Annotated in this window: 20 protein-coding genes; 12 read left to right on the plus strand and 8 right to left on the minus strand. The window is 37.3% G+C overall.

Annotation, left to right across the window (positions count from 1 at the left end; genetic code table 11):
* Positions 1 to 8: 8 nt before the first annotated feature.
* Positions 9 to 1553: a glycoside hydrolase family 10 protein gene (locus QF042_RS00695; RefSeq protein WP_307524332.1), complete on the minus strand. Its 1545-nt coding sequence runs from the start codon at positions 1551 to 1553 to the stop codon at positions 9 to 11.
* 206 nt (positions 1554 to 1759) lie between these two features.
* Here QF042_RS00695 and QF042_RS00700 point away from each other — a divergent pair, with 206 nt between their 5' ends.
* Positions 1760 to 2662, plus strand: a complete 903-nt coding sequence (locus QF042_RS00700; RefSeq protein WP_307524334.1) for a hypothetical protein — start codon at positions 1760 to 1762, stop codon at positions 2660 to 2662.
* A gap of 33 nt (positions 2663 to 2695) precedes the next feature.
* Here QF042_RS00700 and QF042_RS00705 read toward each other — a convergent pair whose 3' ends face one another.
* From QF042_RS00705 to QF042_RS00720, 4 genes are all read right to left on the minus strand, one after another.
* Positions 2696 to 6430: a HAMP domain-containing sensor histidine kinase gene (locus QF042_RS00705; protein WP_307524336.1), complete on the minus strand. Its 3735-nt coding sequence runs from the start codon at positions 6428 to 6430 to the stop codon at positions 2696 to 2698.
* An 88-nt stretch (positions 6431 to 6518) separates the two neighbouring features.
* Complete coding sequence (fabD, locus tag QF042_RS00710) at positions 6519 to 7400, minus strand: ACP S-malonyltransferase (protein WP_307524338.1); 882 nt, start codon at positions 7398 to 7400, stop codon at positions 6519 to 6521.
* An 81-nt stretch (positions 7401 to 7481) separates the two neighbouring features.
* Positions 7482 to 8117 carry a GTP cyclohydrolase I FolE gene (folE, locus tag QF042_RS00715; RefSeq protein ID WP_307524339.1) on the minus strand — a complete coding sequence of 212 codons (636 nt, stop codon included), beginning with the start codon at positions 8115 to 8117 and terminating at the stop codon, positions 7482 to 7484.
* A gap of 12 nt (positions 8118 to 8129) precedes the next feature.
* Positions 8130 to 8540 (minus strand): 6-carboxytetrahydropterin synthase, encoded by a 411-nt coding sequence (locus QF042_RS00720; RefSeq protein WP_307524341.1) that lies wholly within the window; start codon positions 8538 to 8540, stop codon positions 8130 to 8132.
* A 112-nt stretch (positions 8541 to 8652) separates the two neighbouring features.
* Here QF042_RS00720 and mqnB point away from each other — a divergent pair, with 112 nt between their 5' ends.
* Both mqnB and QF042_RS00730 read left to right on the plus strand, forming a co-directional pair.
* Complete coding sequence (gene mqnB / locus QF042_RS00725; RefSeq protein ID WP_307524343.1) at positions 8653 to 9276, plus strand: futalosine hydrolase; 624 nt, start codon at positions 8653 to 8655, stop codon at positions 9274 to 9276.
* Between the two features lie 118 nt (positions 9277 to 9394).
* Positions 9395 to 10234, plus strand: coding sequence for a menaquinone biosynthesis family protein (locus tag QF042_RS00730; protein ID WP_307524345.1), 840 nt, complete (start codon positions 9395 to 9397; stop codon positions 10232 to 10234).
* A 97-nt stretch (positions 10235 to 10331) separates the two neighbouring features.
* On the opposite strand, the gene QF042_RS00735 is transcribed toward QF042_RS00730, so the two are convergent.
* From QF042_RS00735 to QF042_RS00745, 3 genes are all read right to left on the minus strand, one after another.
* Entirely contained in the window at positions 10332 to 11027 is a 696-nt protein-coding gene (locus QF042_RS00735; protein WP_029274212.1) for a response regulator transcription factor, read from the minus strand.
* Positions 11028 to 11200: 173 nt separating this feature from the next.
* On the minus strand, positions 11201 to 13021 hold the full coding sequence (locus QF042_RS00740; RefSeq protein WP_307524348.1) for a sensor histidine kinase KdpD: 1821 nt from the start codon (positions 13019 to 13021) through the stop codon (positions 11201 to 11203).
* Positions 13022 to 13277: 256 nt separating this feature from the next.
* Positions 13278 to 13643 (minus strand): DUF3127 domain-containing protein, encoded by a 366-nt coding sequence (locus QF042_RS00745; RefSeq protein WP_131528728.1) that lies wholly within the window; start codon positions 13641 to 13643, stop codon positions 13278 to 13280.
* A gap of 71 nt (positions 13644 to 13714) precedes the next feature.
* Here QF042_RS00745 and QF042_RS00750 point away from each other — a divergent pair, with 71 nt between their 5' ends.
* The 9 genes from QF042_RS00750 (at position 13715) to groL (ending at position 21881) form a co-directional block, all read left to right on the plus strand.
* Positions 13715 to 14893, plus strand: coding sequence for a class I SAM-dependent RNA methyltransferase (locus QF042_RS00750; RefSeq protein ID WP_307533231.1), 1179 nt, complete (start codon positions 13715 to 13717; stop codon positions 14891 to 14893).
* A gap of 67 nt (positions 14894 to 14960) precedes the next feature.
* Complete coding sequence (locus tag QF042_RS00755) at positions 14961 to 15455, plus strand: hypothetical protein (RefSeq protein WP_307524350.1); 495 nt, start codon at positions 14961 to 14963, stop codon at positions 15453 to 15455.
* A gap of 306 nt (positions 15456 to 15761) precedes the next feature.
* Positions 15762 to 16043 carry a helix-turn-helix domain-containing protein gene (locus QF042_RS00760; protein ID WP_307524352.1) on the plus strand — a complete coding sequence of 94 codons (282 nt, stop codon included), beginning with the start codon at positions 15762 to 15764 and terminating at the stop codon, positions 16041 to 16043.
* A gap of 72 nt (positions 16044 to 16115) precedes the next feature.
* Positions 16116 to 16763, plus strand: coding sequence for an HD domain-containing protein (locus tag QF042_RS00765; protein ID WP_307524354.1), 648 nt, complete (start codon positions 16116 to 16118; stop codon positions 16761 to 16763).
* An 85-nt stretch (positions 16764 to 16848) separates the two neighbouring features.
* Positions 16849 to 17397: a hypothetical protein gene (locus QF042_RS00770; RefSeq protein WP_307524356.1), complete on the plus strand. Its 549-nt coding sequence runs from the start codon at positions 16849 to 16851 to the stop codon at positions 17395 to 17397.
* Between the two features lie 70 nt (positions 17398 to 17467).
* Entirely contained in the window at positions 17468 to 18724 is a 1257-nt protein-coding gene (locus QF042_RS00775; RefSeq protein ID WP_307524358.1) for a putative DNA modification/repair radical SAM protein, read from the plus strand.
* A gap of 133 nt (positions 18725 to 18857) precedes the next feature.
* A complete protein-coding gene (locus tag QF042_RS00780; RefSeq protein ID WP_307524360.1) occupies positions 18858 to 19622 on the plus strand; it encodes a TIGR03915 family putative DNA repair protein in 765 nt (254 codons plus the stop codon).
* A gap of 217 nt (positions 19623 to 19839) precedes the next feature.
* Positions 19840 to 20130: a co-chaperone GroES gene (gene groES, locus QF042_RS00785; RefSeq protein WP_025141798.1), complete on the plus strand. Its 291-nt coding sequence runs from the start codon at positions 19840 to 19842 to the stop codon at positions 20128 to 20130.
* A 113-nt stretch (positions 20131 to 20243) separates the two neighbouring features.
* The gene (gene groL, locus QF042_RS00790; RefSeq protein ID WP_307533233.1) at positions 20244 to 21881 is read left to right on the plus strand and encodes a chaperonin GroEL; all 1638 of its coding nucleotides are present in this window, start codon (positions 20244 to 20246) and stop codon (positions 21879 to 21881) included.
* Positions 21882 to 22044: the final 163 nt, after the last annotated feature.

Here is a 22044-nt window from a genome sequence, read left to right on the forward strand (position 1 = left end):
ACAGGCGCTTACTCTTTTGCTAAAGGAACTTCGATACCAACGGGGCCACTAGGTTCACTTTCATTTTTTAATCGATCTAGTGCAGTTACGAGATAGCTATACCGCTTTCCGCTTTCTATGCTGGTATCAATATATGAAAGATAATCTTCAAAGCTTATTTTAACAATATTCTTAGGATCGAGCACCGAAATTTTTTCGCCTTCATTAAATCGGTAAATTACAAATCCTGAAGCTGTTTCTCCATCTTTTGCCTTTAACGGAAGTTGCCATTTTAAATGTACACCATCTTTTAGTGCATCAGCTGTTAATGCCTGAGGCTCATTTGGCGGAACCTCATCCAGCCATGGCATTTGCGGCGGCAATGCAGGATACTTATAAAAATCATTCTTTAGCGAATCGCCAACAGCTTTTGCAACCGTACTCAACGATTTAGAACTAAAGAACACACTTCCCTGAATTCGGTTATTATTTCTGATATATCTAATCTGATTCGGAATTTCACTTAGATTTTTCCATGCAGCTTCTGCCCTCGAATTTACCAGGTAGGCACCCTGCCCGATATAAACATGCCTGCCGAAGGTATTATTGCTCCACCAATCAACCAAAATACCATATGGTGCAACTCTTCTGGTAAACGTAAAATAGATCTGCGGGTTAATATAATCTACCCAACCTTCCCTTACCCATTTCCGGCTATCGGCAAAAAGCTCTGCATAATTGGATAAACCACTTGTAGCGGAACCTTCAGGATCTTCATACTTGTTTTTCCAGATGCCAAATGGGCTGATGCCAAATTTAACCCATTTCTTATAATGGTGAATACTATCATCTAACTGTTTAATCAGCAAATCAACATTATTGCGCCTCCAATCTTTAATATCAGAGATATTATTTGGGTATTTATAAAAAGTATTGCCATCGTTAATGGTCTGCCCTTCTACTTTATAAGGATAAAAATAATCGTCGAAGTGAATGCCGTCTACATCGTAGCCCTTCACTACATCTAAAATTACCTGAACAATATACTCCCTAACATCTGGAATACCAGGATCAAACTGCTTTTTGCCGCCATAGGTAAAAAACCAATCAGGATGTTTACGATAAGCATGGTTTTCACTCAAAACAGCCGTACTGCTCATACTGGCTCGATAAGGGTTAAACCAGGCATGAAGTTCCATTCCCCTGAAATGGGCTTCTTTAATGGCAAAGGCCAGAGGATCGTAACCAGGCGCTGGTGCCAAACCTTGTTTACCCATTAACCACTGGCTCCAGGGCTCTCTGGATTTTGCATAAAATGCATCGGCTGCGGGCCTAACCTGCAAAATAATAGCATTCATCCCCTGGTTTTTATGTCTTTCTAAAATACCAATTAGCTCCTGCTTTTGCTGATCAATGCTCAGGCCTGGCCGCGATGGCCAGTCTATATTGGTAACGGTTGCCACCCAAACACCTCTAAACTCCCTTTTTGGTGCAATTTTTGATAAAGGTTGTGCATTTAATATATAAGGTACTACAGTTAAAGATAAAAGTGCGTATAGGAAGTTTTTAAGCATTATTTCTGTCTTATTTTTTATTCAGGTTGTGTGTTTGTGTTGATTTGAGTACAAATTAACATCAGCAATTAAACGATTTTTTTTAAAAACTCTTATAGTTTATTAAAAATTTTAATTTGTGCCCTGCTAAAATTAATTGTGTACACCCATTTACCTATGGAGAACAAAAGTATATTAATTTACAGAAGATACAGCGTTATTAAAAAATGGAACCACAAAAGATTAATAAGGGTGATAGAAACAAAATTTACTTCCTGGTCATCGTTATTGCAGCTTTAATCGGCACAAATGCTTTCCTGTTTTTTAAAGATCGAAAGCAGAGCGAAAGGTTTGTAACCGTTAGCACAGAAAAGGATAAACTACGACTCGAGGTAGAAAAGATTGAGGTTGAGCTGGATAAGGTTAATGCTTTAAACTTAGATTTAAACGACAAGCTTGTTGAAGAGCAAAAACAAGCCCGCGTGAAAATTGAAGAACTTAAAACTGCTTTAGAAAAAAACCAGATTACTCAAGGCGAACTCGACAAAGCCAATGCACAAATTAATGAACTGAAAACATTTGTAAAAAACTACAATGATCAGATTATTCAGCTGCAGAAAGACAATATTTTTCTAAAAAATAGTCGTGATAGCTTACAGAATACCCTAAGAAACATCAGTAATAAGGCATCGAATTTAGAGAATGAAAATTCTAGCTTAAATGCGAAAGTTAAAACAGCCGCAGCATTAAAACTTCAAACCGCCGAAATTATCGCTTTCAGAACAAAATCCAGTGGTAAAAAAGTTGAAGTAACCAGATCATCAACGGCAGAAAAACTAAGCGTCCGCTTTAATATTATCCCTAACCAATTAGCAGAAAAAGGCCATCACAACATTTATCTTCGGGTATTCGATCCGGCAGGGAATCTACTTGCAGACGAGGGAAACCATTTTGAAGCCGATGGGCAGGACATGCAGTTCAGCCATTCTATTTTTATCAACTACAATAACGATGACAGCACCTATGTTATCGATTGGACTAATCCTAAACCTTTCATAAAAGGTATTTACACTGTAATTTTATATGCTGATGGCAATACCATGGGCAAGGCTCAAGTAGAATTGAGATAAAATTAACACCACTCATTAACCAACCACATTTTTTTATTTAGCTAAAGGGAAATTCAAATAGAAAGTAGTCCCTAAGCCGGTAATGGAAGTGAATTTAACTGATCCGCCTGCATTTTCTACCGCTTGTTTTACAAAGGCAAGGCCAAGTCCTGTCCCTGATGTTTTGGTCGTAAAATTCGGTACAAATATCTTATCATGCAGCGTTGGGGGAATGCCCTTACCATTATCTTTGATCTCGATATAAGCATTTTGTGGATCAACATAAACAATAATGGTTATACAACATAAAGTTTCCTCATCTATAGCTTCTATCGCGTTTTTAAGCAGGTTATTGAATGTTCTTAACAGCTGATCATGATCGGCCATGATTTCAATGTCCTTCCCACTCTTGTTTAGCACATCTATGGTAACGTTTTCGGTGCTTTTAAATACCTCTCTTGCCTGCTCAATAATTGGCAATAAGGAAAGTCGCTCCAAATTCGTATCAGGCATTTTGGCAAAATTTGAAAATTCAGATGCAATTTTTGAAAGACTATCAATCTGCTCTATAAACGATTTGCTAAACTTATTAAACTTCAGCTCGAAATTCGGATCCTTCTCCCTCCACGATTTCTCTAACAACTGAACACCTAATTTTAAAGGCGTTAGCGGATTCTTGATTTCGTGAGCGACCTGTTTCGCCATTTCGCGCCAGGCACTCTCCCGTTCCGATCTGGCCAGTTTAATTGCACTATCTTCCAAGGCCGCAATCATATGATTATACTCCTTAATTAAAGAGCCGATCTCATCATGCCTACGCCATACAATAGGCTCGTTCTTTTGCCCGATTTTCGTTTTACTAATACTTTCCTGAATAAAGGTTAAAGGGCTGGTAATCTGATTGGCCAAAAATACAGCCAATACCCCAATAGCCACAAATACCAGGGCATAAAGATTAATCAGGTTACTTACAAAAAGCGCCAGTTTATCGGTATATTCTTCTTCGGTAGAGTAATTTGGCAAGCCGATATAGGCAATTGTTTTATTTTGTGCATTCCTGATAGGGGCATATGCAGCAGCATAAGTTAAACTGCCTATTTTCTCCTCTGGATTGATAAATTCTGATCGATGCAAACCTCCTAAAGAAGCAAAGGCAGATGGTCCCATCTTTTTACCGATAATTTTATAATTATAGAGTTTTGGATAGGTCGTCATGATCAGGTTGCCACTCAGGTCATATAAATTTAAATCGGCATTATTGATATCGGCAAAATTGTTAAAATCTGCTGCGGTGTTCTCGTCGTTTGCAATAATGCCATTACTAAAAATCTGCTTTTCAAAATTCTGCTGAACCTTCCTTATCTTATCTTTCAATATAGCACCCTGCTGCCCCAGGTACTCATTGTTCATGTAATAGTAAGTTCCCCAACCTACTATAACCAGCGTGGCCACAACGGCTAATACAATAGAAACCTGGATCCTGGTTTTGTACAAAATCTTATTGGCATTAATCATTAAAGACCTGTTGATACTAAACCAGCCTACTTTATCATCGTCAAGGTTTTTGATTAACCATATTAAACCATAAAGCAACAAGGAGAAGATGATAAATATCAGGAAGAAAAACGATAGCGCTGCTAAACGTTCCACATAATCTACCTTCTCTTTGCTAATAACAACCATTTTGCTATCAGTAGGTTTATAAATTAAATGGCTGTAATGAAGTTTATCATCATTACTGATTATAAAATCATCTTTTTTACCCTTAAATACACTCCCATCTAAAGGATATGTATAATTTCCAGATTGATTAAGCAATTTATTATTGCTGTACAAGGCAATAGAATAACCTTTAAAATCTTCATCTTTGATCAATTTTTGATCTCCCAAAAGATCGGGTAGCCGATTGTTGTAATTATATGGCTTCGACCGGAGTTCGATAACAAGTGTTCCTAATAAACTGCCATTATCTACAACGGAGATGATGCCAAAGTAATCCTGATAACCAAATGTATTGTTAACCTGATAAAAAAAGTTAGATCCGTCAATTTTAACAGACCCGGCCTCAACCAGGTTTTTATATTTATCAATCGGTGGTGTATCAGAATTTTCTATCGCAGCACCCAATCTATCATATGGATAGATCTGATAATCATATCGGTTTAAATAACCATCTAAATAATCTTTAATATGATTTTTGAGTACAGCATAACTGCCTTTTCGGTTTTGACTAAAATAGCTTGTCAGAAAATTATCTTTAATAATTTCATTGCCCAAAGTACCTAAAGCAATAATTGCATTCGGATCTTCTGATGATTGCACTTTTCTGGCCAAAGGCTCGCGTAAACTTCTTTCTTTAATATCTTTATACTTGGTGTATTTAATAGAAGTATTAAAAGCCAGGCAGAAAAATACGATGGCAAACATACCGATTGAAAAGTTCTTCTCTTTTAAATAAACAGCCCGCGCCACAATAAATAATACAAGGGCAAAAACGATAAAAAAGGCATTAAAATCTACCACTAGCTTATAGATAAAAACACCTGCAAAGCCAATTAAAAAAATAATCACCCGCTCTTTATTGCTTACATTTAACTGGCTGCTTACCGTTGCCGAAACAACAGTTATCAGGTAAATCTGAAACCAGGCCAAACATAAAATCACAATACCCACCCAGCTGGTTCCGCTGAGTTTAAGGATATTTACGATATCGAAATTAATTTTTGAGTTAAAAATCAATCCGAAGAAAATGTCATCAGTATCCCAGACTATCCGACCTATCAACACCATTAATCCTGCCTGAATAACAACTCCAATTACTTTACTCCGCTTAATCCAACCCGGAAACTTATACTGTTCCTTATGGTTATACATAAATAAGAGTAACCAGGTTAATGCAATTACATTTAACAGAAAATCGCCTAACGAAGGCATCAGGAAATTATCGGCATATATTCGCGGATCAAAGAGATCTAAGGTAAACCTGTGGTTAAACCAACCGTAATATAAATCTGTTAACCGAAAGGTTAAGAAAAAAAACAATAGCAAAAAAGTACCCCAGGCAATATGTCCACGCCTGGCAATAAACGAACTTAAGGAGTTAAAAAACATGCAGATGCATAACATGCCCGCAACAAACAACCATAATTGTGTGCCTGAATAGTGGGTTTCTGCATACCCTGGTTTAACTTTAAGCCCGAATAAAAACTTATTATCTGAACTTTTTATTACATACACATCCTTATCGGTAAAAGATGCAAACGTTAATATTTTGGTAGTTGATAAAATTGGATCAATATCATTTTTAAAATACTTTGTTTCTTTAAAAGGATATTGAGATTGAATGGTGATTAAGAAAATAAAGCTGAAATTACCCTGGGTACTTTTAATCACCTCGTACCAGCCGTTATAAAAAAACAAAACCGAACTCCCCTCTTTTATTGTAGTTGGATCTATTTCGGCAACTTTATAGGTGCTCCAAAACTTAAGGTGGTTATTTTGATAGGTTAACAGGTTTATGCCACTGTTTTTGCGGAAGGTATTGATAAAATCTATCGCATTTTGTGGGTTGAGGTGGAACTGTTTTGCCCTGGCAACCTGATTTTTATCAGCCAAAAAGCTTTTCACCGTTTTTTCTTTAATCAAAAGGTTCTGTTGAATTTCTTCGGCATCATGCTCCAGGAGTTCGCTTTTGGTTGTAAACCGACTCAACGAAATAGAAGTTGCAATGAGACAACAGCCCAAAACAAGCAATAGAAATCTTATTTTTACACCAAAGCTCATTTTCATCTACGGATAAAGATATTAAATATTGATAAAAAACAACGCCATAAACTTTGAGTTTATGGCGTTGGCACTTATATTCTATTTGAATAAATTAAGCTATCGCAGCACTACTGGTTTGTACTTCGCGGTTTACCTTTTTAACCAATCCTTGTAACACATTACCTGGGCCAACTTCTACAAATTCAGTTGCACCGTCGGCAAGCATGTTACCTACTGTTTGTGTCCAACGTACAGCACCCGTTAATTGTTTAATTAAATTGCCTTTAATTTCAGTTGGGTCTGTATACGGCTTAGCATCAACATTTTGATAAACGGGGCAAATTGGTGCAGAGATAGAAGTAGCCTCTATAGCGGCCTGTAATTCAATTTTTGCAGGTTCCATTAAAGGAGAGTGGAATGCACCGCCCACATTTAATTTTAAAGCCCTTTTAGCTCCTGCTTCTGTTAATTTAGCACAAGCCAAGTCAATCCCTTCTATGCTGCCCGAAATGACCAATTGCCCAGGGCAATTATAATTTGCAGGAACTACCACAGCATCAATTTCAGCGCATATTTCCTCAACCACATCATCAGCTAAACCTAAAATAGCAGCCATTGTTGATGGTTGCGCCTCGCAAGCCTTTTGCATCGCATTTGCACGGGCAATAACCAGTTTTAATCCATCTTCAAAGCTTAATGCATTTGCTGCAACTAAAGCCGAAAATTCACCTAAAGAATGGCCTGCAACCATATCTGGCTTAAAATCATCGCCTAACACTTTCGCTAAAATAACCGAATGTAAAAAGATTGCTGGTTGGGTTACATTGGTTTGTTTTAGCTCTTCATCTGTTCCGCTGAACATAATATCACTAATGCGGAAACCAATAATCTCGTTAGCCTGTTCAAATAATGCTGCAGCTTTTGGGTGCTCATAAAGATCTTTACCCATACCTACAAACTGTGCTCCCTGTCCGGGAAAAATATATGCTTTCATTATAATTAGTTTGGCGTATCGCGTTTGGCGTTTTTTATCTATTGCCTTATCTTGATACTTATTACTTTCTACTAAATACTATTAATCTAAACTTGCGGTAATTAACCTTAAAAACTCGGCTCTTGTTTTATCGTTACTTAAAAAAGTTCCTGTAAAGGCTGATGTTGTGGTTACCGAATTCTGCTTTTGTACGCCACGCATAGACATGCATAAGTGTCTGCATTCTATCACCACCGCAACACCCATTGGGCTAAGGGTATTTTGAATACAATCTCTAATTTCGTTCGTTAAACGTTCCTGTACCTGTAAACGGCGGGCAAAAGCATCAACGACACGTGGAATTTTACTTAAACCAACAATGTGCCCGTTAGGAATATAAGCAATATGTGCTTTACCGAAAAATGGCAACATATGGTGTTCGCACATCGAATACACTTCAATATCCTTAACCACAACCATTTGACTATAATCCTCTTCAAACATGGCACTCTTCAGAATTTCATCAGGTTTTAAATCGTAACCATGTGTTAAATACTGCAGCGCTTTAGCCACGCGTTCAGGTGTTTTTAGTAAACCTTCGCGTTCGGGATTTTCGCCCAACTGGCCAAGAATATCTCTATAATGTGTAGCTACAGCTTCAATTTTATCTTCGTTGTAACGGTCTATTTTTACATAACCATCTATCGATTCGCCTTTCAATACGTCTTTATTGCTCATTAATTCAGGTTTTTAACCAAAGTATTCAACAAAATTATTTTCGGTTTCGTATATTTTTACGCAATGTAAAACTGCACCGCTCTCTGCAATCGGTGCCCATAATTGTTTCCAGATTTCTATGGCCAGATTTTCAGTTGAAGCCAATTTCCCTTTCATAAAATCTACATCAAGATTTAAATTTTTATGATCAACCTTATCTACCACATAGTCATTCATTACGTCTTTCAGCCATTTCAAATCAACCAGAAAACCTGTTTCCGGATTAACTTCGCCTTTAACTGTAACATACAACCAATAGTTATGGCCATGCCAATTGGGGTTGGCACATTTGCCATAAACTTCATTGTTTTTATCATCATCCCAATCGATACGGGCCAATTTGTGCGCCGCATTAAATGATGCTTTTCTCGTTATGTAAATCATTACTATAAAATAAAATGCAAATATACAGATAAAGGTTCAAGCTTAAAGACTAAAGACCAAAGCTTACATCAAACCTAAAATTTTAATGAAAACAATCTGCTAACTTTACTTTATGAAAACTTTAGTTGTTGCTGCTACAAAAGCCGAACTTACCTTCTTTTACCAGCACTTTAATTTACCAGACGGAGATTTTGTAGAAAGTAAAAATTTCGATTTGCTGATTACCGGAGTTGGAATGGTAGCCACAGCCTTCGCCTTGGGCAGACATCTTTCATCTAAATATGACCTTGTGGTAAATTTCGGTATCGCCGGAAGTTTCGATCGGGACATGGCCTTAGGTACGGTATTAAATATTACTGAAGATACTTTTGCTGAACTGGGCGCCGAAAACGGAGACGAATTTTTAACCATAAGCGATTTAGGTTTTGGGGAGAACCATTACACCTCGAAAACATACAAAGGCGTTAACCTACCCATAGCAAAAGGCATCACCGTGAACTGTGTAACGGGAAGCGAAAAAAGTATCAAAAATTTAATCAGGAGGTTAAATCCAACTACCGAAAGTATGGAAGGTGCTGCCGTTTTTTATGCCAGTAAACAGTTAAATATAGATTGCTTACAAATTCGAAGCATATCTAATTATGTAGAACCAAGAAATAAAGACAATTGGAAAATTGGTTTGGCCATTAAAAACTTAAACGATTGGGCCATTGCTTTTATTGGAGAAATGAACTGATTATGACGGATTAGTTTACCACACTACTTAATTTTGATTTATGAACCCGACACAATTAAAATAATTATTTTAATTGTCAAAGGCTCCATCTAACAACTGAAAACAAAAAAATAAATAGATGAAACTTACACTTGGATTTTCTCCCTGCCCTAACGATACATTTATTTTCGACGCACTGATTCACCATAAAATTGATACTGAAGGATTAGAATTTGAGGTTTCGTACGATGATGTAGAAACTTTAAACCAAAAGGCACTTAGGGGCAAATTAGATATTACCAAGTTAAGTTTTCATGCTTTTGCCTATGTAGCCAACCAGTATGCCTTACTAGATGCCGGGAGTGCCCTGGGTTTTGGTGTTGGTCCGCTATTGATCAGCAAAAGCCATTTTAATGACTCCCAACTCCAGACTCCCAACTCCCAACTAAAAATCGGGATCCCAGGAAAATATACTACTGCAAATTTCTTGTTGGGAATTGCTTACCCCCACTTACAAAACAAGCAGGAACTTGTTTTTTCGGAAATTGAATCGGCTTTACTTAACGAGCAGGTTGATTTGGGATTGATTATTCACGAAAACAGATTTACCTATCAGGATAAAGGTTTAACTAAAATCGTTGATTTAGGCGATTATTGGGAAAAACTAACGGGTTGCGCCATCCCATTGGGCGGAATCGTAATCAACCGTAATTTAGACCGAGACGTACAGTTAAAAGTGAACCGTTTAGTCCGCCAGTCGGTAGAATTTGCCTTCGCACATCCAAAATCGGGGATCGATTTTATCCGCCAGCACGCCCAGGCCATGGAGGAAAGCGTGATGTACAAACACATCGAATTATATGTGAATAAATACAGCATAAACCTTGGCGAAGAAGGTCGTAAAGCGGTTGACACCTTGTTTAAACTTGCCCAGGAGCGGAATATTATCCCCGCTATTCAGGAGGATCTATATATTTAATTCCGTCTCGTCATGCTGAATTTATTTCAGCATCTTTCTTATAATTCGTTGAATTAGATCCTGAAACAAGTTCAGGAGGACGATTGGTTTAGTTAATCTAACTCACCAACAGTTTATAACCTTTTCCGTGTACGTTAATAATTTCTACTGTCGGGTCGGCTCTAAGGTACTTGCGCAACTTACTCAAAAACACATCCATACTCCGTCCGTTAAAGTAATTATCATCATGCCAGATACTTAACAGTGCTTCTTCACGGGTTAACACAGTATTCTTTTTCAAACACAATAAACGCAACAGCTCGGCTTCTTTGGTAGAAAGTTTTTGCTGATGATCGTTATCGGTAATAATCTGGGTAGTATAATCGAAATGATATTGACCAATAGAAAACTGTGTTTCGGCAGCCTCATCGTTGTTATCTGTTTTATTGGCTACGCGTTTAAACATCGCATTAATACGCAGCAAAAGCTCTTCTATACGGAAAGGTTTGGTAATGTAATCATCACCACCTAAATCATATGCAGCAGATTTATCTTCCAGCATGGTTTTCGCCGTTGCAAAAATAATGGGCACTTGTGTATTTACCTTCCTAATGTCCTTACCTAAGGTAAAACCATCCTTTTTAGGCATCATCACGTCCAAAATACATAAATCAAAGTTCTGCTTATTAAATGTTCTCAATCCATCCTCACCATCGGTGCATAATACTACATCAAACTTGCCTTTTAGCTGCAAATAGTCTTGTAACAATAAACCTAAATTTGGGTCGTCTTCTACCAGTAGTATTTTTTTCATTTTCTTGTTTTTATTCACATACGTGGCATTAGCCACACTGAAAGTTTGATTCTGAATATGCATAAGGGTTTAATTTGCTATAGATTAATTAATACTCCACTATACTAGCCAAATTAAACCTGTTCCACTTTAATGTATCGATAAAGCAAGCTTTTGTACCGATGTTTAACTATTTATAAAGGTAAAGATATTTCGAACGTTGTTCCTCTATCTTTTTCGCTACTTACCTTAACCGTTCCATTCATCTTTTTAATAATATCCTGAACATAATTTAAACCTAAGCCAAAGCCTTTAACATCGTGTAAATTACCTGTTGGCACCCTATAAAACTGATCGAAAATCCGTTTAGATTGCTCCTTGGTCATGCCTATTCCTTTGTCTGCTATTTCGATAATTAAATTCTTGCCGGTATTGCGGGTAGTAATGGTAATCTCCGGCGTATCGCTACTGTATTTATTGGCATTATCAATAAGGTTGTAAATTACATTAGACAGATGCAATTCATCGCCATACACAACCGCATTTTCTGCATCTGTATGTACATTGATAATTGCATTCCTTTTCTGCAGCTGCAGTTCCATGCTATCCAACACAATCACAATCAAATCGTTCACATCTACTTCGGTATTCTCCATTTTAAGCTCGCCTTTTTCTAAGCGGGCAATACTTAAAACACGTTCGATATGACTACCCAGGCGAACATTTTCGTCATAAATAATTCCTGCCAAACGTTTTAACCTGGCTTTATCCTCTGTCACCTCCGGATCTTTCAAAGCCTCACTGGCAATCATAATGGTGGCCACAGGGGTTTTAAACTCGTGCGTCATGTTATTAATGAAATCTGTTTTCATTTCCGACAGCTTTTTCTGCTTCAAAATAGCATACAGTGTATAAGAGAAAATAAAAACAAGTACCAGTAACAAACCGATTGATGAGGCAAGTGTAGCACTTAGATTAGAGATAATAGCCGAATTTTTATTCGGAAAACTTACGAAAAGCATTCCAGGATCGCGAAAGATATCGTTTCCAAACAAAGGGGTTTTATAAGTATTTTCAGGCAAAAACTCTCCTTTGACGTTAGAAGCCATCATAAAAATGGTCGAATCTTTTCGGGCTAACGAAATCCGGTAAGAAGGCTCTAATGAGATATTATTTGCAAGAAGTTCTTGCTTTAATAAACGACCTAAAGAGCTAAAGTTAATGCGCTTATAAATTGGCACATTGGTTTCCTGCAGTTCTTTAGATACATCCTCTACCACACTCGATCGGGTATACGAAAAAGTATCCTTACCCAGTGCGGCAATTTTAAGTTCTAATTTTTTCCGTTCAATCTCATCCTCACGCTGAAATTTTTTCTGTAAATCGTTAGGGATCTTTGGAACATTTGCAAAACCAGGACTACCATCCCGGGGATCAAAAACCAAATACCTTAATGTATCGGGTAAACTCTGCAGACTTTTAAATTCGAATGCTTTTGGTGGCGCGGTAAAAGGCTTTGTACGCATGCTGTAACCTTTTAAAATAAGGCTCTTAATATCAATAATCGCATCCATCTGCAAATCCAGCTTGTCGCCGTTTTTCGAACTCAATGAATTATATTCCCTTTCAGAAATCACATTAGGCGCCCGATAAGATACGCGGATAATACTGTCTTGTTGGTTTAGGTAACTTTCAATCTGATTTTCCCGCTCGGCTTGCCGCAGCTCTGCTTCTTGTACATATTGTTGCCGTAAATCCTTAATATCTAATGCCCGTTGCCTGGAGTCTTGTAACTGCTTTAACTTATTTTCAGCATCTTTCCGGTTTAAGTGATCGGCAACATTTCTACGTTGTATTTTATTTACTACCGACGTTAGCGTTTGGTTTACCTGTTCGTCAAAAAGCTGAGATTTTAGTTTATACGATTCCCTGATGTAATACAGTTGCATTACAAAAACACCAAGCAAAGCTACCGTCATTAAAACAGTAATTAACCAAAAACTCTTTTTCTTCATGAACTAGATTGGTTTTAAAATTAAACAAAACCGGGCATAATCTTCTTAAATCTAAACAGATATCAAAAATACTGATTAGCTAAGCTAAGTGTTTGTTTTTAACATATTTTAACAGCGCGAAGCGCCAGTAAGACTTCCGAAGTTTTGCTGGGGCTCGGGCCTGGTAAACTTTGGAGTCTGGCGAAGAGGCAAAAAAAATGCCGAGACTAAAGCCTCGGCATGGTTCAAAATTGTTTGCTTAAAAAAGATTCTTTATTTAGAAAGGTAAATCATCATCTTCACCTGGTGTATTGCTTACATCAACCGGAGCTGCATAAGCTGGTGTAGCTGCCGGAGCACCTGCTGCAACTGCATTTATACGCCAAATCACCAAACTGTTAAAATATGATGTTTTACCTGCTTTATCTGTCCAGGGGCGACCACGTAAATTAAAGAAAACTTCAACCTCATCGCCTGCTTTAAATGTATCTAATAATGCAGTTTTATCTTGTAAAGCCTCAAAACGGATATATTCTGGGTATGTTGGATTTTCTGCGTATTCTATTATTAAATCACGCTTTTTAAACGTTTCACTTACTTGTTGTGTGGCACCTACTTCGTGTACTTTTCCTTTAATTTCCATATCTAATACTACTTAATGTACTATAAACATCAAATCTCTATAATTTTATTGATAACTTCGCATATATTATGATGCAAGTTTTCCACAATAAAAGCAAGGTAATCATTACCTGCAACAAGCGCCTTTCGCCCTATTTACAAGATGAAGTTACGGCCTTAGGTTATACCATAGAAAGGTCTTTCGCTACGGGTGTTGAGCTCAATATCACCCTTACAGAGTGTATAAAGCTAAATTTGAACTTGCGCTGTGCCAGTCAGATCCTCTATGCCATTAAAAGTTTCAAGGCCATTACGCCTGATGATTTATACAATGAAATTGCAGCCATTGAATGGGAAGAACTGATTGATTTTTCAGGTTATTTCTCAGTAACCTCAAATGTTGATAACCCAAATATTACTACACCGCTTTTTGCAAACTTAAAAGTAAAGGATGCCATTGTAGACCGCATGAAAGAGAAAAAAGGTATCCGCCCTAACTCTGGATCTGATGCAAACAAAACAGTAGTACATTTATACTGGAAAGATGCAGATGCAGATGTTTTTATGGATACTTCTGGCGAAACCCTTGCCAAACATGGTTACCGTAAAATCCCTGGAAAGGCGCCTATGTTAGAAGCTTTGGCTGCTGGCGTTATTTTAGCAACCAATTGGGATAAGAAATCGCCATTTATTAATCCCATGTGTGGTTCAGGCACTTTAGCTATCGAAGCAGCCCTGATTGCAACCAACCGTGCCCCGGGGTTATATCGTATGAATTATGGCTTTATGCATATCTTAGGTTATAACGAAGAACATTTTTTCGCTGAACGCAGAATTTTAAAAGATCAGGTAATTAAAAATGTTGATCTTAAAATTGTAGCCTCCGATCTTTCGGAAGATGCAGTTGAAGTAACCCGTAGAAATGCTAAAACGGCAGGTGTTGATACTTTAATCGAATTCGAAGTTTGTGATTTTGAATTGACACCGGTTCCTGAAGATGACAAAGGTGTTGTTGTTTTTAACCCTGAGTATGGCGAACGTTTAGGTGTGCACAGCAAGTTGGAAATGACTTATAAACGCATGGGCGATTTTATGAAAACGAAATGCAAGGGCTATTCCGGATATATTTTCACTGGAAATCCTGATCTTGCAAAGAAAATTGGATTAAAAGCTGCTAAAAAAGTTGAATTTTATAATGGTAAATTAGACTGTCGTTTACTAGAGTATGAATTATATGATGGCTCTCGCCGGGCACCATTAATTGAGTCTTAGTCTTTTTCATTGAAAATTAATATCTTACGCTCTCTTACGTACCATAACGTAAAAAATTTTGAAGAATATGGAATTTGATGACATGGATCATATGCCCGAATGGGAGCATTTTAGTCGATTTGGCCGGGATGATGAGGATGAAGAAAATCTATCGAGTGTTGATGCAGAAAAGGTTAGGCTAAAAGTAACCCGGGCTAAAAGCCTTTACAACCAGGCCAGAGCCGTATACAAATATGCAGCCCTGTTCTGCGAAACATTGAAGGGAGAGATGGCCGAAATGACCGCTAACTTAATTATGCAGAATGCCTTAATGTTATGCCCTAAAATTGTGGGAGCAGAAGGCGCTGATATGTATATTTTAAGAATGGAAAACGCCTCAATTATCCGAACCAATTGCCGTGAATTAGAAACCCAGGTAAGGGCAGCAGATATGTTCGAAATTTGTACCCCAGAATATAAAGACATTGTTTTAGACGAAATTGAAAAATTTCGTCTACTCTTTATCGAATGGGTTAAATATTTCGAAAAAGACGAGTTTGAAGATGACTGGGGGCTATATTAATCCTTAATCGCTATTTCCTGCATCTTCTCCTTTTTCTTCGTGAGATTTGAACTGCATATGCAAGAATTTCTAAACACATCATATCATCCTACTATCGCTCCCATCCCCCCTCTTCTATGCCACAACAATAACGGTATCAATCAAAAACAGAACACTTAAACATTTAGGTTATTTTTTTGTTGTAACATTTAGTTCATTAATCGGTTTCGCTTAATTCTCAACAGTGCTAAAATTTGCACTTTAAAATCTGTTGAGCTTGAAGTTTCGTACATAATGAAAAAACACTAAAAAAATTTATCCCTTTTTATGGAAGATGTATTGGCTTTAAAGACAAAGAATGTTGCCGGGAATATCAGAAAAATTAGAGAATACAGAGACTATACTCAGGATTATCTGGCAGCGAAATTAAAAATATCTCAAAATGCATACAGCAAAATTGAGCTCGGTTATAGTAAATTAACGATCGACCGTTTATTTCAAATTGCCGCAATTTTAGAGGTTGAAGTATCTCACTTATTAACCCTTAACCATAATGATTTAATTAAAATTATTGCTGATGATGAGAGAAGGGCGACAGCGGTGGGTTAATCTCAGGCACTGTTGATATCATTTCTTTAACCCTGCAAATAATTCCAATATCTTTGGAATAAATTTAGAACTATGCAGGCTACTACCATTCAAAAAACCATCGATTTTGTTCAGAAAACATTAGCCAATGCCGAAGCAGGGCACGATTGGTTCCATATTGAACGTGTTTTTAAAACCGCTCAAACCATTAATCAACAAGAAAATGGCGATGAACTTGTAGTAGCCTTTGCTGCATTATTGCATGATATTGCTGATCCTAAATTTAATAATGGCGATGAAGAATTGGGGCCGAACATGGCTGCTTCCTTTTTAGCATCGATTGCTGTTGATGCTGAAGTTATTGCACATGTTAAACTCATTATCCAGCACATGTCGTTCAAAAATAGTTTTGATGGCGCAGGGTTTACCTCAAAAGAAATGCAGATTGTACAGGATGCAGATCGCTTAGATGCCATAGGGGCCATTGGTATAGCAAGAGCATTTACCTATGGTGGATTCAAGAACAGGGTGCTTTACGATCCGGCCATTTTACCAGAAGAACACCTCACCAAAGAAAGCTATAAAAATACCACCGCACCTACTATTAATCATTTTTACGAAAAACTGCTGTTGTTGAAAGACATGATGAATACTGACGCAGGAAAAGCAATAGCTACAGAAAGGCATAATTTTATGCTCTTGTACCTGGAGCACTTTTACAAAGAGTGGGAGGGCAAATAACCCGCAAAAAGACTATTATAAAATACCTATTAGTAAGTATTTCAGAACAATACATTTGGGTTTAACTTTGTAAAAATTAATCCTCATGCATCCTTATAAACTAAAATACCATAAAAATAGTGTTTTGTTAATCGCGATGGTTGGCATCCCTGTGTTCTTCATTTCCTTAATGTTGTATTTTCTTTTTAGTTTACCCTCATCGCTTTCCGAAATATCCACTTTGATATTTGTTTCGCTATCGATTATTTTAATGGCACTCCTTTTATTATGGATTACCAAAACCCAGATTTTTGTACATAGTAAAATTTTAATTAGCGAAAAAGGCATCAGCTTTAAATTAAAAAGCACTTCTTTTTTATACCGGAGAACCGAATTTTTTTCGGGGTGGGAAAACGTAACCAGCGTAACCGAAATGTTCGATAACCACAATGGAGGCTACTTTTATCAAATTACATTTAAGAACCCAGATTTTCTAGCTAATTTTAGTCCGCTTAAAAACCACGAAAGTGAAGCAGACCGTTTCTTTTCTGAACTGCAAGACTATCAGGAAAGTTATAATATTGCACATCAACTACCCATCAGCAGAAAGCTTAATCCATCGAGCAGTTTTAGTTATACTTTTATTCCAAAATAGAATAGGTTAAGTAAATCTAATTGCTAATATTTTTAGTTATTAAACTATCTTTGTTAGTAAATACAGCCCTATGTTCGATCGCATTCGTGAAAAATTAAATATTCTTGCTGACGCCGCTAAATACGATGTTTCTTGTTCATCAAGCGGCGGCACGAGAAAAAACACCAATAAAGGCCTGGGCGATAGCCATACATCAGGCATTTGCCATACCTACACGGAAGATGGCCGATGTGTTTCGCTTTTAAAAATCCTCTTAACCAACCATTGTATATACGATTGTTTGTTTTGCGTTTCGCGTAAAAGCAACGATGTAAAACGTGCAGCTTTTACAGTAGATGAAGTGGTAGAACTGACCATGAATTTTTATCGCCGCAACTATATTGAAGGATTGTTTTTAAGCTCCGGGATTTTCAAAAATGCCGATTTTACTATGGAACGGCTCTTATTGGTGGTTAAAAAACTCCGTTTGGAGCAGAACTACAATGGCTATATCCACCTAAAAACCATTCCTGGCGCCAGTGATGAACTGATTAAAGAGGCCGGTTTATATGCCGACCGTATGAGCATTAATTTAGAAATGCCAACTGAAGCAGGTTTAAAACTTTTGGCTCCGGAAAAAAATCATGAGGACGTGATTAAACCTTTAGCATTTGTACAACAACAGATTACGCAGTTTTCGGCAGATAAAAAGTTAATCAAGCATGTACCTAAATTTGTTCCTGCCGGGCAAAGTACCCAAATGGTTATTGGCGCCACACCAGAGAGCGATAAGGATATTATGTATACCGCAAATGCGTTTTACAAAAATTTCTCTTTAAAAAGGGTATACTATTCGGGCTATGTACCTATTAGTAATGATACCCGAATGCCCATCCTGGGCACACAGCCGCCATTGTTAAGAGAAAACAGATTATACCAAACCGATTGGTTAATGCGGTTTTATGGCTTTAAAGTGCAGGAGATTTTAAATGATGCTAATCCAAATCTTGATGTAGATATAGATCCTAAATTAAGTTGGGCGATTAGAAATATGCAGCATTTCCCGGTTGACATTAATAAAGCTGATTATCAGATGATCCTCCGCATACCGGGCATTGGTGTAATGTCAGCCAAAAAAATTGTACAGGCCCGAAAATTCGGAAAACTCAGGATCGATCAGTTAAAAAAAATCGGCGTAGCCTACAACCGGGCCAAACACTTTATGGTTTGCCTGGACAGCCCTTACCAGCTGAAAGATTACCAGGGCACACAGATTAAAGCTTTTATTTTGGCCGAAAGCCAGAGTAAATATTTAAAAACAGATAGCAACCAGATGATATTGTTTTGAAATATCCGAATCGTCATTTCGAACGGAGTGCAACGTAGTCGAGAACCCGAAGGCTCAGCGAAGCTAAATCTATCTTGATAGATCTCTCCATTTCACTGCGTTTCAGTCGAGATGACGACCAAACGAACATCCAATGACTTACATTTTTGATGGCTCCCTGCAAGGCCTTTTAACATCGGTTTTTGAATGGTTTGAACGCAAACCAGGAAAAGTTATGCTAAAATCTTCTTCAATTTTTCAACCGGAAGCTTTTGTAGAAAGCTTTACGGTGACCACCAATGATGAGAAAGCCGATCGGGTTTGGGCAGGACTGCAAAAGAGACTCAAAAAAGACTGGCTGCGCAAATTTTATTGCAGCTATTTATCGGAAATTCCAGAAGCTTACAATCACCTCTTTCAATTTACGCTATATATTTTTCAAAGTCAGTTAGGTGCTGAAAGCAATTATGGTAATGCGCATGTAATTGCCCTGGCCAAGTATGCCAAAAGTGTTGAGAGAGAAAAACACAGGATGGAAGCATTTATTCGTTTTCAGAAAACCGGCGACGGGATATTTTATGCCAGTATCGACCCTGATTTTAATGTGCTGCCCTTAATATCTAACCATTTTAAAAACCGATATGCCGATCAACAATGGGTGATTTATGATTTAAAACGTAAGTACGGCCTGCACTATAATTTAACCACGGTTGAAGAAATTACAATTAGCTTTACTAACGGTGTAAATAAACAAAACCCGGCACCAGTTTTAATGGACGATGGCGAAGCTTTATATGCAACGCTTTGGAAAGATTATTTTAAAAGTGCAAATATTGTAGCACGTAAAAACACCAAACTACATTTGCAGCATGTGCCCAAAAGGTATTGGAAATATTTAACAGAGAAAACTCCGATTTAAATAACAGGTCGTCAACTGAGAATACTTGGTTAAAAACATGAATAAATTTGGCTAAAAAAATTAAAAGTTACTGCCATGCTGACACCTACATTCTCAATTAGCGTAGAAAGTTTGACAGTTTGGTGAAAATTTGTCCCTCAAAGCCTCTTGGCATAAAAAGTGTTAATTGTAAGCTTAGTTAAAAAACTCAAATCAAAATAAAAAAATAATAAAAGTTATGGCGTTAAACCTTAAACCAATTGCTGGCAGTTCGAACAGAGTAATAGTTGAACCGGCTGCGGCAGAAGAAAAAACTGCATCAGGTTTGTATATCCCTGATACTGCAAAAGAAAAACCATCTAAAGGAACTGTAGTTTCTGTTTCTGAAGAAGATTCTGAAGGTAAAAAAGCGAGCGTAAAAGTTGGCGATGTTGTAATTTATGGTAAATACGGTGGTACCGAATTCCCTTACGAAGGCAAAGATTACTTAATTATGCGCGAAACTGATATTTACGCTGTTGTTGGGTAATTAATGATTGAATGACTCAGTGTTTCAATGAGTGAATTCAGCATAAATCAAAAAATAAAAGAATAGGAGAGAATATTCAACCATTCTCTCATACAATCATTCAAAATTTAAAAATAATGTCAAAACAAGTAAAATATAACGTAGAAGCACGCGACGCCCTGAAAAGAGGTGTTGATATTCTTGCAAATGCAGTAAAAGTAACTTTAGGTCCAAAAGGCCGTAACGTAATTATCGATAAAAAATTCGGTTCACCAGTAATCACTAAAGATGGTGTTACAGTTGCAAAAGAAATCGAATTGAAAGATGCGGTGGAGAACATGGGTGCTCAAATGGTTAAAGAAGTAGCTTCAAAAACAGCTGATATTGCTGGTGATGGTACGACTACTGCTACTGTATTGGCTCAGGCAATTATTACTACTGGTATTAAAAACGTTGCTGCTGGTGCAAATCCAATGGACTTAAAACGTGGTATTGATAAAGCGGTTGCTGCTGTTGTAGAAAACTTAAAATCTCAATCACAAGCGGTTGGTGATGATAACAATAAAATTAAACAAGTTGCCTCTATCTCGGCTAACAACGACGAAGTTATCGGTTCGTTAATTGCTGAGGCCATGAGCAAAGTTGGTAAAGATGGTGTAATTACGGTTGAAGAAGCAAAAGGTACCGAAACTGAAGTTAAAACGGTTGAAGGTATGCAATTTGACAGAGGTTATTTATCTCCATATTTTGTTACCAATGCAGATAAAATGGAAGCTGAATTAGAAAACCCTTACATTTTAATCTACGACAAAAAAATCAGTAACATGAAAGAATTGTTACCGGTTTTAGAAAAAACTGTTCAAACTGGTAAACCATTGGTGATCATTTCTGAAGATTTAGATGGCGAAGCTTTAGCTACTTTAGTGGTTAACAAAATCCGCGGTTCATTAAAAGTTGTTGCTGTTAAAGCTCCGGGTTTTGGTGATAGAAGAAAAGCAATGTTAGAAGACATCGCAATCTTAACTGGTGGTGTTGTTGTATCAGAAGAAAGAGGTTATAAATTAGAAAATGCCGATTTAACTTATTTAGGTTCTGCTGAGAAAGTTATTGTTGACAAAGACAATACGACCGTAATTAACGGCGCTGGTAACCCTGAAGATATTAAATCACGTGTTAGCCAAATTAAATCTCAAATCGAAACGACTACATCTGATTACGATAAAGAAAAATTACAAGAGCGTTTGGCTAAATTAGCAGGCGGTGTTGCCGTTCTTTATGTAGGTGCAGCTAGTGAGGTTGAAATGAAAGAGAAAAAAGACCGTGTTGATGATGCTTTACATGCAACCCGTGCGGCTGTAGAAGAAGGTATTGTTGCTGGTGGTGGTGTTGCTTTTATCCGTGCGGTTGAAGCTTTAGCTAACCTAAAAGGTGCTAACGAAGATGAAAACACTGGTATTCAGATCATCCGTCGTGCTATCGAAGAGCCATTACGTCAAATTTGCGAAAACGCAGGTATTGAAGGTTCTATCGTAGTTCAAAAAGTTAAAGAAGGTAAAGCCGATTTCGGATACAATGCACGTACTGATGTATACGAAAACTTAATTGGTGCCGGTGTTATCGATCCAACTAAAGTAAGCCGTGTAGCATTAGAAAATGCAGCTTCTATTGCAGCGATGTTATTAACTACAGAAGTTGTTTTAGCAGACGAGCCTGAAGAAGGTGGTGCTCCAATGCCTCCAATGGGCGGTGGCGGTATGGGTGGTATGATGTAATACCATTCTATAGCGAAACGATTTCGTGTAAAAAATATTCCCTCAAGGCATAAGCCTTGAGGGTTTTTTTATGCGCTATTACTATCAAAAACGAAGCTTTATCAATTCTATAACCCATTCATTTAGTTGACGTTGGTGTAAAGTTTTGTAAGCGTAGTACAAA

It is taken from the genome of Pedobacter sp. W3I1 (genome assembly GCF_030816015.1).
In the GTDB taxonomy this organism is placed as follows: Bacteria; Bacteroidota; Bacteroidia; order Sphingobacteriales; family Sphingobacteriaceae; genus Pedobacter.